General features: G+C 43.0%; 15 protein-coding genes. 10 read left to right on the top strand and 5 right to left on the bottom strand.

The window, feature by feature from the left end; all coding sequences use genetic code 11:
* Positions 1-1,374, top strand: a complete 1,374-nt coding sequence (locus BM232_RS10625) for an MATE family efflux transporter (RefSeq protein WP_245752914.1) — start codon at positions 1-3, stop codon at positions 1,372-1,374.
* Here BM232_RS10625 and BM232_RS10620 read toward each other — a convergent pair.
* The gene (locus BM232_RS10620) at positions 1,355-2,194 is read right to left on the bottom strand and encodes an RluA family pseudouridine synthase (protein WP_091714451.1); all 840 of its coding nucleotides are present in this window, start codon (positions 2,192-2,194) and stop codon (positions 1,355-1,357) included. The two genes, BM232_RS10625 and BM232_RS10620, sit on opposite strands and share 20 nt — an antisense overlap.
* Before the next feature lie 57 nt (positions 2,195-2,251).
* Between BM232_RS10620 and BM232_RS10615 the strand changes: the two genes are divergently transcribed.
* The 7 genes from BM232_RS10615 to BM232_RS10585 all read left to right on the top strand — a co-directional run bounded on the left by BM232_RS10615 (position 2,252) and on the right by BM232_RS10585 (position 7,793).
* Positions 2,252-2,707, top strand: coding sequence for a DUF4124 domain-containing protein (locus BM232_RS10615; RefSeq protein WP_091714448.1), 456 nt, complete (start codon positions 2,252-2,254; stop codon positions 2,705-2,707).
* Positions 2,708-2,718: 11 nt separating this feature from the next.
* The gene (locus BM232_RS10610; protein ID WP_091714446.1) at positions 2,719-3,054 is read left to right on the top strand and encodes a phenylpyruvate tautomerase MIF-related protein; all 336 of its coding nucleotides are present in this window, start codon (positions 2,719-2,721) and stop codon (positions 3,052-3,054) included.
* A 62-nt stretch (positions 3,055-3,116) separates the two neighbouring features.
* The gene (locus BM232_RS10605; protein ID WP_091714443.1) at positions 3,117-4,826 is read left to right on the top strand and encodes a proline--tRNA ligase; all 1,710 of its coding nucleotides are present in this window, start codon (positions 3,117-3,119) and stop codon (positions 4,824-4,826) included.
* A gap of 10 nt (positions 4,827-4,836) precedes the next feature.
* Positions 4,837-6,360 (top strand): fumarate hydratase, encoded by a 1,524-nt coding sequence (locus tag BM232_RS10600; protein ID WP_091714441.1) that lies wholly within the window; start codon positions 4,837-4,839, stop codon positions 6,358-6,360.
* A gap of 26 nt (positions 6,361-6,386) precedes the next feature.
* Positions 6,387-6,845: a CopD family protein gene (locus BM232_RS10595; RefSeq protein WP_091714438.1), complete on the top strand. Its 459-nt coding sequence runs from the start codon at positions 6,387-6,389 to the stop codon at positions 6,843-6,845.
* A 5-nt stretch (positions 6,846-6,850) separates the two neighbouring features.
* Positions 6,851-7,525 (top strand): lytic transglycosylase domain-containing protein, encoded by a 675-nt coding sequence (locus BM232_RS10590; protein WP_091714435.1) that lies wholly within the window; start codon positions 6,851-6,853, stop codon positions 7,523-7,525.
* Positions 7,515-7,793: a hypothetical protein gene (locus tag BM232_RS10585; RefSeq protein WP_091714433.1), complete on the top strand. Its 279-nt coding sequence runs from the start codon at positions 7,515-7,517 to the stop codon at positions 7,791-7,793. The genes BM232_RS10590 and BM232_RS10585 overlap by 11 nt, the downstream gene beginning before the upstream one ends.
* Here the strand turns inward: BM232_RS10585 and BM232_RS10580 are convergent.
* Entirely contained in the window at positions 7,785-8,309 is a 525-nt protein-coding gene (locus tag BM232_RS10580; RefSeq protein ID WP_091714431.1) for a retropepsin-like aspartic protease family protein, read from the bottom strand. The two genes, BM232_RS10585 and BM232_RS10580, sit on opposite strands and share 9 nt — an antisense overlap.
* 107 nt (positions 8,310-8,416) lie before the next feature.
* Here BM232_RS10580 and BM232_RS10575 point away from each other — a divergent pair, with 107 nt between their 5' ends.
* Together BM232_RS10575 and BM232_RS10570 are read left to right on the top strand one after the other, a co-directional pair.
* Complete coding sequence (locus tag BM232_RS10575) at positions 8,417-9,202, top strand: NAD(P)H-binding protein (protein ID WP_245752917.1); 786 nt, start codon at positions 8,417-8,419, stop codon at positions 9,200-9,202.
* Positions 9,195-9,653, top strand: a complete 459-nt coding sequence (locus BM232_RS10570; protein WP_091714427.1) for a YchJ family protein — start codon at positions 9,195-9,197, stop codon at positions 9,651-9,653. The genes BM232_RS10575 and BM232_RS10570 overlap by 8 nt, the downstream gene beginning before the upstream one ends.
* Here BM232_RS10570 and olsF read toward each other — a convergent pair.
* From olsF to panD, 3 genes are all read right to left on the bottom strand, one after another.
* Positions 9,650-11,368 (bottom strand): bifunctional ornithine lipid synthase OlsF, encoded by a 1,719-nt coding sequence (gene olsF / locus BM232_RS10565; protein WP_091714424.1) that lies wholly within the window; start codon positions 11,366-11,368, stop codon positions 9,650-9,652. The genes BM232_RS10570 and olsF overlap by 4 nt on opposite strands.
* 87 nt (positions 11,369-11,455) lie before the next feature.
* A complete protein-coding gene (locus tag BM232_RS10560; protein ID WP_091714422.1) occupies positions 11,456-11,968 on the bottom strand; it encodes a YqhA family protein in 513 nt (170 codons plus the stop codon).
* Positions 11,969-11,989: 21 nt separating this feature from the next.
* Positions 11,990-12,370, bottom strand: coding sequence for an aspartate 1-decarboxylase (gene panD / locus BM232_RS10555; protein ID WP_091714420.1), 381 nt, complete (start codon positions 12,368-12,370; stop codon positions 11,990-11,992).
* Positions 12,371-12,393: the final 23 nt, after the last annotated feature.

Here is a 12,393-nt window from a genome sequence, read left to right as displayed (position 1 = left end):
ATGTGGCCTTTTTATTTTCTGGATGCAAGATTGAAAAAAACACTATCACACCAACAAATTTGGGCCATTGCTGGTCCCATGATTCTGGCAAATTTATCGACGCCTATACTGGGCCTGGTTGATACCGCTGTGATGGGTCACCTTAATTCCCCTATTTATCTGGGCGCTGTAGCGCTCGGCAGTATGGTATTCACCTTTCTTTTCTGGGGCTTTGGTTTTCTGCGTATGGTGACAACCGGTCTGACTTCCCAGGTCAGTGAGCATGGCAGCCAACAGCAAACGCAGTCAGTGTTAGTCCAATCCGCGCTTTTAGCTTCTGCTATTGCCTTAGTGTTACTGTTATTGCAATGGCCAATTGCGAAGATTGCTTTCAGCTTAATAGATGGCAGTGCCGATGTGCTAATGCAGGCTGAACAGTATTTTTTTGTTCGAATCTGGAGTGCACCCGCCACATTACTCAATTATGCAATTATGGGTTGGTTAATTGGCAGTAGTGCCTCGCGTTCAGCCTTAGCTATGGCAATTGTGATTAATATCACCAATATCGTGTTTGACCTGTTATTTGTAAATGGTCTGGAAATGAAAGCAAACGGTGTGGCATTAGCCTCTGTGATTGCTGAATTAACCGGCTTGATATTTGCCATTTATCTATTGAGTAAACGAGGCTTTCAGTGGCGAAATATTCATATTCCACAGGCCATACAACAGTTTGTAAAACAACGGCATCAATTAGCCATACATGGCAATTTTATGCTGAGAACCTTGTGCTTAATTTTCAGTTTTGCCTTTTTCACCAATCAGGGAGCTCAACATGGTGATGTGGTTCTGGCCGCTAATATGGTGCTTTTGAATTTTATTACCTTTATGGCTTATGTCTTAGATGGTTTTGCCAATGCCACGGAAGTGATGACGGGTAAGGCTATCGGGCGCAAAGATAAAGCTATGCTGAAAGCCAGTCTTATTATGAATGGACAATGGGCGTTAGCTGTCGCCGCATTGTTTAGTCTTGTTTATAGTTTATTCCACCAAAACATTATCAGTCTGTTAACCGATATCCCGGCCGTTGCAACATTTGCTGAGCACTATAGTATCTGGATAATTATTGCGCCATTACTCGCTGTTTGGTCCTATTTATTTGATGGCTTGTTTGTAGGTGCGACGCTTGGTAAAGAAATGAGAAACGCAATGGTGTTTTCAGTGTTTATCGGTTATCTGCCAGCCTGGTATTTTTTGCAGGGTTACGAAAACCATGGCTTATGGGCGGCATTGATGGTGCTGTTTATTGCCCGAGCAATATCTCAAGCGCTTTATCTACCAAGTATATTCCAACGCATCACCATACAGAAAAATGATACTAATCAGCTAACAGATTAAATTCCCTGTGTTGCTGTGTAAACGGGCAAGTAAAGGCCAAATAGTAGGCACTCAACTGCAGATTTTCATTGGTTTTACGCTGTCCGTAAAGCCGGTCGCCGATCACCGGAAATCCCAGACTGGCAGCATGACGTCTAATTTGATGTTTACGTCCTGTTTCAATCGATACATCTAATAAAGTCTGTTGTTTAGCTGAGTCATATTCCATAAACACAAAATGACTACGAGCATGCCTGCCATCAATAGGTTCATCAACGCTTATCGGCTTATCGACAGTTGCCTTAGCTGAAAACTCACCTTCAACCCAGATTCGATAGCGCTTCTCGATATCACGTTGTTGAAATAACGCCGATAATTTCGCTGCTGCCTGTTTTTCATGGGCAATCACGATTAAGCCATTAGCTGCCCGATCAAGTCGGTGCACAACAAAGGCATTACGCTGAGGTTTGAGCTCTTGTTCTGCCCAACGAGTGACCGTGCAATGATCGCCCCACTTTGAGCCCTGAGATAATACGCCATAGGGTTTGTTCCAGACACTATAATGTCCGTAATCCGCTATCAGTTCTGGTTCAGCCGTTTCACGCTCTAAGACCGCTTTATCATAATAGAGGTGCAAGGTTTCACCTGCTTTTAATAAACGTTTGGCTCGGCGCAGTCGCTGCGTTTTTTTTCCGACACTGACCCAGACCGCACCTTTAAGCATAATGCGTTTTAAATGTTGCTTAGAAAGTGCACAGGCATCCGCTAATAGATCGACAGCATTGGCGCCTGATTTTTCAATAGGTAAATGAATTTCAAAACGGTCTGTGTGATAAGACATTTTATGATGGCTGGCTTTGGCGTAGAATTAACGTAGTTTAGTGCTTTGGTGTATGTAATGTTAAGAGATAATCTCAAATTAAGTCTGATTATACTGTCTGCGACGCTTAGCAGCACCGCCAGCGCTGATATCTATAAATGGGTCGATGACCAGGGCCAGGTGCATTACAGTCAGCAAGCGCCTGAGTCTGCTCCCGCTGAATTAATCAAAACACCACCGCCACCATCCGTCGACCCAGCTCAAGCCCAAAGAGAAGTAGATGCGTTGATCGCACAGCAAAAAGCCGCTGAGCAGGAAAAGCAGCAAGCACAGCAGCAGGCAGAACAACAAGCGGCACAAGAAGCTGAGCTTGAAAAACAATGTCAGGATGCCAAAGACGCCCTCACCGCCTATCAAAACCATCCGGGTGGACGCTTTTATGATGAAGATGGCAATTTACAACGTATCAAAGAAGAAGATCGTCAACAGAAAATACAAGAATTGAGCAACAATATTAAACAACACTGTCAATAAGGAGAAGCAAAATGCCATACCTTAATATTACGACTAATCAAGAAGTTAACGACAAATCATCATTTATCAAACAGGCCAGTGAAACCGTTGCCAAAGCATCAGGTAAACCTGAAAGTTATGTGATGATTGTGCTGAATGATAAAGCCGATATGTCCTTTGCTGGCAGTGATGCACCCGCAGCGATGCTTGATTACCGAGCACTCGGTTTACCTGGTGATCGTCAGGCCTTCTCGGATACCTTATGTACACTCATCAGTGAGAACCTAAAAGTTGAAGGTGGTCGTATCTATATCAGCATGACTGATTCAGAGCGACAAAACTGGGGTTGGAATCACAGTACTTTTTAACGTTTATCAATTAATCATTGCCTCAAGGCAACTTATTATCATTACAGGAAAAATAAAAAAACATGCGCGCCTCTAACCTGCTTATTTCCACTTTAAAAGAGACACCAGCAGACGCAGAAATTGTCAGCCATCAATTAATGCTCCGTGCCGGACTTATCCGTCGTCTGGCATCAGGCTTATACACATGGTTACCCATGGGATTGAAAGTGCTCAGAAAAACCGAAGCTATTGTCCGCGAAGAAATGGATAAAGCTGGCGCGCAGGAAGTCTTAATGCCCTCGGTACAACCCGCTGAACTTTGGCAGGAAAGCCAACGCTGGGAAAAGTATGGACCTGAATTATTGCGTATCACTGACCGTCATAATCGTGAGTTCTGCTATGGACCAACTCACGAAGAAGTGATCACCGATCTGGTACGTCAGGAAATTCGTAGTTACAAACAGTTACCTGTGAACTTTTACCAGATCCAGACTAAATTTCGTGATGAAATTCGTCCTCGCTTTGGTTTGATGCGTGCCCGTGAGTTCCTGATGAAAGATGCCTATTCTTTCCATCTGGATCAGGCTTCTTTACAAGAAACCTATGACAATATGTATGCGACTTACACACGTATTTTCAGCCGTATTGGTTTGCAGTTCCGCGCTGTTCAGGCTGACACTGGCAGTATCGGTGGTAATGCATCACATGAGTTTCATGTCTTAGCCAGCTCAGGTGAAGATGCTATCGCCTTTAGTGATAAAAGTGATTATGCCGCTAATGTTGAACTAGCAGAAGCCATAGCACCACAAGGTGAACGTGCAGCGGCAGCAGAAACTATGACCGTGGTTGAAACACCTGCGCAACACACTATTGATGATGTCAGTCAGTATCTCAATAAACCAGCTTCACAATGTTTGAAAACCTTATTAGTTGAAGGCGCTGAAGAAGGTTCAGTTGTGGCTCTGGTTGTTCGTGGTGATCATGAACTTAATGAGATTAAAGCTGAAAAACACCCTCTGGTCGCTGCACCACTGACGTTTGTTACCCCTGAAAAAGTACTTGAAATCAGCCATGCCAATATTGGTTCAGTCGGTCCTGTTGGTTTAAGCATTCCAGTTATCGTTGATCATGCAGCCGCTTTTGTCAGCGACTTTGTCTGTGGCGCCAATCAGGATGACAAACATTTAACCGGTGTGAACTGGGGACGTGATTTACCTGAACCTGAAACAGCAGACTTACGTAAAGTTATCGCTGGTGATCCAAGTCCAGATGGCCAAGGCACATTAGAAATCGCACGTGGTATTGAGGTGGGTCATATCTTCCAGCTTGGTGAAAACTACAGCAGTAAATTAAACGCCGTTGTTTTGACTGAATCCGGCAAATCACAAATTGTCACCATGGGCTGTTATGGTATTGGTGTATCACGGGTTGTCGCTGCAGCAATTGAGCAAAATCATGATGAGCGCGGCATTATCTGGCCAGAATCGATTGCGCCTTATCAGGTAGTTTTAGTCCCTGTTAACGCACATAAATCAGTAAGGGTTAAAGAAAAAGCTGAAGAAGTTTATCAGCAACTACTTGCTGCTGGTGTTGACGTATTACTTGATGATCGTGGTCTGCGTCCTGGTGTTGCTTTTGCAGATATGGAATTGATTGGTATTCCACATCGTTTAATTCTGGGCGAACGTGGACTTGATAATGGCATGATTGAATACAAAAACCGTCGCAGCGGTGATGGCGAAGAGTTTGCGATTGAAGATGTGGTCAGCATCGTCAAACAAAAATTAAGCTGAGGTTGAATGCATGACAGTCATTAAAGAGACTGACTTTATCGACAGCATTGCAGACGCATTGCAGTTTATTGCCTGTTATCATCCAAAAGATTTTATTCAGGCAATGACGGCAGCTTACGAGCGTGAACAATCCGTCGCAGCAAAAGATGCTATCGCACAGATTCTGGTGAATTCCAGGATGTGTGCAGAAAACAATCGCCCTATTTGTCAGGACACTGGCATCGTCAATGTCTTTGTCAAAGTGGGTATGGATGTGCAGTGGCAAACCTCAAAAAGCCTTGATGATATGGTGAATGAGGGTGTGCGTCGTGCCTATCTTCATCCAGATAATGTATTGCGGGCTTCGATCGTTTCCGATCCCATCGGCCAACGAAAAAATACAGGCGATAATACCCCGGCTATTATTAACACCGAACTGGTGATGGGTGATCAAGTCGAGGTATTAATTGCGGCAAAAGGTGGTGGCTCAGAAAACAAAGCCAAATTCACCATTCTGAATCCAAGTGACAATCTGGTTGATTGGGTCTTAAAAACCGTACCCACCATGGGCGCCGGCTGGTGTCCGCCAGGCATGTTAGGTATAGGTATTGGTGGCACGGCAGAAAAAGCGATGTTAATGGCGAAAGAATCATTAATGCATCCCATTGATATACAGGAATTAATAGATCGTGGTGCAGAAACTGCCACAGAAAAGCTTCGTGTCGAACTTTATGAAAAGGTTAATCAACTCGGTATTGGTGCCCAAGGACTAGGTGGTTTAACCACTGTGCTTGATGTCAAAATCAGTGATTATCCAACCCATGCGGCTTCTTTACCTGTCGCTATGATTCCAAATTGTGCCGCCAGCCGTCATATCCACTTTACTCTTGATGGCTCTGGACCTGCTGAGTTTGAACCACCTTCCATGGATGATTGGCCAGATATCACCTGGGAAGCAGCAGAAAATACCCGCCATATCGATTTAGATAAAATAACAGCTGCCGATATTTCAGCATGGCAACCTGGTGAAACCCTATTACTGACTGGGCATTTATTAACAGGACGTGATGCCGCGCACAAAAAAATTGCCGATTTACTGAATAATGGTGAGTCATTACCTGACGGGCTTGATTTCAAAAATCGCTTTATCTATTACGTCGGCCCTGTTGATCCGGTTAAAGGCGAAATTGTTGGGCCAGCAGGCCCAACAACCGCAACCCGGATGGATAAGTTTACTGACATGATGCTTGATAAAACTGGTTTATTAGGCATGATTGGTAAAGCAGAGCGTGGTGATGAAACTATTGCTTCCATCAAAAAACATCATTCCGTCTATCTGATCGCAATTGGTGGCGCAGCGTATTTAGTGTCAAAAGCCATCAAATCATCACGTATGGTGGCATTTGAAGAACTGGGCATGGAAGCTATTCGCGAATTTTACGTAGAAAATATGCCGGTCACTGTGGCCGTTGATAGTGAAGGTCATTCGGTGCATAAAACAGGACCGAGTGAATGGAAAATTAAAATTGCCGATATACCTATAAACAATAATTAATATTACATATTAAAGAGAGTCTGCTTATGATGATTGCATTACCTTTACACCTCTTAGCTGCCGTGATTTGGGTAGGGGGTATGTTTTTCGCCTACACCTCTCTTCGACCTGCAGCAGTTGAATTTCTCACTCAGGAACAACGCCTGCCGCTATGGGCGGGTTCATTAAAAATATTCTTTAATTGGGTCTGGCCATCTATAGTCGCCTTACTTATTACCGGTATTTGGATGATTTCTTTATTAGGTGGTATGGGTGGCCTTGGTATTTATGTACACATAATGTTACTGGTTGGCATCTTTATGATGCTTATTTTTATGCATGTGTTTTTTAACCCATTCAAAAAACTCAAACGAGCTGTAGCTGGACGTGACTGGATTGCAGGCGCTACTGCCTTAACGCAAATACGCAAACTCGTTCTGCTTAATCTGATATTAGGCATTATCACTATCGTCATTGCCAGCTCTGGGCGTTACTGGCTGGGTTAGACATCATGAATACGCTGATGAAATGGTCCCTGCTGAGTCTGATGATGTTTTTGAGTCAGTTGACTGTAGCAGATACTATTCAGCGTATTCAAACCCCCGATGGCTCGGTTGAGTTCAGTAATGTCAGACAAGCCACATCGCAAACTGTCATTTATAAATCACAAACAGGTGAAGGGTTTGTTTTCTCAGATCAGAAACCCAAACATGGTCATTTCGAGATTTTAAAATACAGTTGTTATGCCTGTAATCCCTCATCAAAAATCAATTGGCACACCATTAAACTGGATTTTTCATCCTATGCTGACGAAGTAAAACGTTATGCCAAAAAATATCATGTTGATGCCGCCTTGGTCAGAGCCGTTATTCATGCGGAATCGGCGTTCAATAAAAAAGCGATTTCCAGAACCGGGGCTCAAGGCTTGATGCAGTTAATGCCCGACACCGCCAAAGATTTAGGCGTGGATAAGCCTTTTAATGTCGAACAAAATATAGAAGGCGGTGTTAAATATCTGGCTGAGCTGCTATCTTTATTCAAAGGCAATATTCGCCTTGCCACAGCTGCTTATAATGCAGGACCCAATGCCGTGAAAAAATATAACGATATTCCCCCTTATTCAGAGACTAAAGTTTATGTAGAACGTGTGAGCATTTTGCATCAACGTTACCAACATGAAAGTTAGAAAAACAAAAAAATGGCTGGCTGAAAATGACCATTTAATCCACGCCACTATGCAAAAAGTGTCTTCTCATGTTCAGCGTGAAGAAGGTGAATGGGTATTGAATACCATTACCATTGAAGGTCAGGACATTCCCTATAAATACAAACGTCAACGGCGGTATAAATCGCTAAAGGGTGCACGGGTAGATATCGTCTATTACCCGGATAAAGAAGTCATTGCTCGCATGACTTTTGAGTATATGAAAGTGGTTAAGATTGCCCTATCCTGATACCGGTACACGCAGCGTCATAACACCATTACGCTGAGTAATATCGAGATGTTTCATAAAACTCATACCTAATAAAACCACACCATCACTCATATGCGGGTTAATACTCGCATCAACATGCTCTAAGGTAATACCACCAAGTCGAACCGTGTCGACATCGGTCTGAAATACCGGAACAACACCATTCGCTGTCGACACCATTGAAGTGGTTCCTTTTTTCAATCCGGCAGCTTCTGCAATGGCAGCGGGAATACTGACATTAGTCGCGCCAGTATCCAGCAGGAAATTAACCGGGTGACCGTTGATATAGCCAGGGGCCAGATAATGTCCGTCACGATTACGCTTTAATGTCACCTCACCACTGCCTGAATTTGCGGCTACCAATGCTTGGTTAGGATTATCGCGCTGCTGAATATAGCCGTTAAAAAATAAGGTGAGTGACCCCATTAAAAACAGCCAGAACAATATAGTGACGATCTTGCTGGAAAACATTTTTGATATATCAGGTGCACTCATACCCTGCTCTTCCCTTTAGGTTTATCGTCATAGTATAAACAACCATGACAATATGACTAATGCTTGATATGGTGTCGCCATCTTAATAATTCAATTAGAGGTGTGTCATTAATACGATCAGTATCCTCGGTAGTGGCTGGTTAGGCTTACGCTTAGCAAGACAATTACAAACAGAAAATACCACCATCAAACTTTCTACACGTGACTCAGAAAAACAGTCTTTATTGATTGAACAAGGTTTTGATGCCTACCAAATCGATATAGAAAAACCAGCTGATTTTAGTCAGTTTCTGAACGCTGATACGCTGATTATTAATATCACCAATAAAAATAAAGCGGCATTTGAGCAGCTGATCAGTCAGATTGAACACAGCCCAATCAAACAAGTGTTATTTATCAGCTCCAGTTCGGTTTACCAAAATACTAATGACTGGGTTAGAGAAGAGCCTCAGTTTGAGAATGAAGATAGCATCCTGTGGCAAATCGAATCCCTGTTTAGGCAATCTTCGCTGTTTACCACCAGCATTATTCGCTTTAGTGGATTGATAGGCCCAGAACGTCATCCAGGGCGTTTCTTCAGGAACGGTAAACAGGTGCAACAAGCAGATGCCCCGGTTAATTTAATTCATCTTGATGACTGCATCGGCATCATTGAACAGCTATTGAAGCAGCAAGTCTGGGGAGAGGTTCTCAATGGTTGTGCAGACACGCATCCGAGTAAGAAACAATTTTATCGACATGCCGCTGAGCAATTGAACCAGGCTGTACCAGACTTTAACCAGGATAATACGCCATCCTATAAAATCGTCAGTAACGATAAAGTTAAAACATTACTGTCCTATCAATTTCAGTATCCAGATTTAATGACCATTCCAGCTCGTGCTTATGAATAACCATTTATGTCCCTGTCTCAGCCAGCGTCCTTACAGTGAATGCTGCCAACCGCTTCATAAAAAACAACAACGTGCAGAAAATGCTGAGCAACTGATGCGCTCGCGTTACAGTGCTTTTTATTTGGGTGAAGTGGACTATTTAATTGCCACGTTGCACCCATCAAAACGACGCTTAGACGAACGAGAACTATTGCAAAATACGATTAACACCACGCAATGGTTAGGACTGAAGGTACTGGATCACCAGCAAAAAAATGAACTGGCTGAGGTGGAGTTTGTTGCGTTTTATGAAGATAGCCCGGTGGGCCAACTACACGAACGCTCACGTTTTACCTGTGAAAGTGGTGAATGGTTCTATCATGATGGGATTATTCTGCCGGCGATCAAACTAGGCAGAAACGATCCCTGTTTCTGCGGTAGTGGCAAAAAACTAAAACGTTGTCACGGTTAGTCATTACCTAGATAACGTTTTCTTTTGGCAGGTTTTAGTTTATCCAAATCCACCATCACCAGACCATCAATACAATGACCAAAATCAGCGTCGATATTAAAATCGATAAAGCGAACCCCACCGTCTTCACAGACATCGGCATACTGTTTATATAAGGTGGGGACAGTGACATTCATATGCGTCAGCTGCTCACGCATGGCAGTAAAATCAGCCTCGGCGTCTGTACCGCAATAGGTTTGCAACACTTGTTGTTGCAGGCTCCGCTCAGCAATATACGGATTTTTCGCTATCGCTAAGTGTTTATCATCTGGGAAATAGTGTTGATAATAAGCAACGATTAATGACTTAGCGAAATCAGGATAGCTATTTGACAGACTCACGGGCCCAAATAGATAGCGGATATCAGGGTATCGTTTCAAATAAGCGCCAATGCCATACCATAAATAATCCAGGCTACGTCGGCCCCAATATTTTGGACTGACAAAACTCCTGCCCAGCTCAATTCCCTTTTCAAAAAATGGCTGCATAGCATCATGGTTGTATGAAAATAACTCCTGACTATAAATTCCTCGGCTGCCTGTTTGTGCCAGTATATTATTCACTTCACCAATTCGGTAAGCGCCAGCGATTTCTAATTCGTTTTCATCCCATAGAATCAGGTGTCGGTAATCGCGATCATAACGATCAATATCCCGCCTTTTTCCTGTACCCTCGCCGACCTGTCTAAAAGTAAACTCACGTAAACGACCAACTTCATGCATCACGGCTGAATCGGGTTGATAGTCAAACAAATAAATCTTTTTATTATCTGCTGTCTGCCCCAATAACTCGGCCGTTTGTAACTCACGTTTGATATTACGTCGGTCCTGAGGGTGAGCAATGGTTTGCTCTGTTATAAATAACGGTTTTTTACCTTTTGCCAGACGATACAAATGGCGGCGTAATAATTTGGCTTTTTCTGCTTTCACCAGCGGGAGTTGATCAACCTGCTTATAAGGAATAGCCTCGCCGACGCGCATAGTGATGTTCTTTGAGTTTTTATTAAACATCTCATGCGCCAACATCATGCCTGAAAGTGGCTTATAGACCATGGATGCACTGTAAAACAAGGAAGAGTTTCTAGCGCCGACATAAATGGGCAAAATAGGTGAATTGGTTTTCTTGGCAAAATTCAGAAAGCCGGTATTCCATTTACCATCACGAACGCCACTAGGACGAATACGCGACACTTCACCAGCAGGGAAAACTATCACGGCTTCTTCATTATTCAGACAATCAATAATGCGGGAAATACTACTTTTCCGGGTGGATTTAGATAAATTATCGACGGGTAAGAATAAGGAATCGACCGCGTTAAAATTCATCAGCATATCGTTAGCGACGATTTTCACATCACGGCGTACTTCGCCGACTAATTTTAATAATGACAAACCGTCCAGAGCACCAAGGGGATGATTAGCGACAATTACCACGCGTCCTGTTGCCGGAATATTATTGCGATCACGATGACTGATGCTATAACTGAAGTTGAAATAGTCCAGCACCTGTTCGATAAAATCGAAGCCTTTTAAATCCTGGTGTAAATCCAGAAAACGATTCACTTCCTGCTCGTGGGTAATTTTACGCAGAAAACTAATCGTCGATTTTTTTATCCACGGACGGGAATGTTCAAATTTAGGAAATTTTTGTTGAACAGCTTGTTCGATATTGAGCATGTCTTCTCTCTATGCTTGCAGATAGCTTGCAAGCATAGAGAGAAGACATGACAGTCTTATAACATTTTAATGACGTTTTTGTGACGATTAATGATCGTCAGCGTGGGAGAAGTATAAAGCCAATGCGATAAGGCCAATACCACCAGCGAGTGCTAGCAAATCAAGCGGACCGTGAAAGTCCATGCTAATGGCATGTTCGAAAAAGTTAACAATTAGAATCATCAAAACAACACGGCCTAAACGTGCTTTTAGATCATCCAAACTGTGAATAGCTAATACTTTCGAGCTCTCACTCTCTTCTGCTTCTTCGATTTTACTGATAAACAGTTCATACAAGCCCAGAGAGAAGATAAAAAGTACGGTCGCCAGCAAATAGCCATCAATCACTTCAACGACGTGAGCCACAGTTTCAGCACGAAAATCCTTTCTGGCATCACCAATCAGATCAGGTGACATGTATTCGCCAAGATGAGAAAGTAAATAATAGACATCAACCGTTGCCATATAAAACATGGCTAATGCGGTAAGCAGGCTGGCAATAACGGCTATGAGTACAACAAAACGACTATTCCAGAGCGCTTTTTCAAACAATCTTTCCATTGATTTAGTACTCGTTTCTTTTTATGCAGCTTGAACAGGAATAGCGTGACGCATGTGTGTGATATCGTTTTTTTCGTCGAGATACACCAGTGTTGGCTTAAAGTTTTCGACTTCTTTGGCATCCAGTGTGGCAAAAGCACAAATGATTAAACGATCTCCGGGAGAGGCTTTATGAGCTGCCGCACCATTAACAGAGATAATATTTGAGCCATCTTCTGCACGAATAGCATAGGTAGTAAAGCGTTCGCCATTGGCGACGTTATAAATCTGGATTTGCTCATATTCGTGAATACCGGCCGCTTCCAGTAATTTTCCATCAATTGCACACGAGCCCTCGTATTCCAACTCGGAATGAGTGACGCAAGCACGATGTAATTTTGCTTTTAAAAAGGTCAGTTGCATAGCCAGAATGTTCTTATGAAATA

It is taken from the genome of Methylophaga sulfidovorans (genome assembly GCF_900114205.1).
Classification (GTDB): Bacteria; Pseudomonadota; Gammaproteobacteria; order Nitrosococcales; family Methylophagaceae; genus Methylophaga; species Methylophaga sulfidovorans.
Note: the sequence above shows the minus strand (reverse complement) of the source record. Positions and strands in the feature narration are given on the sequence as shown.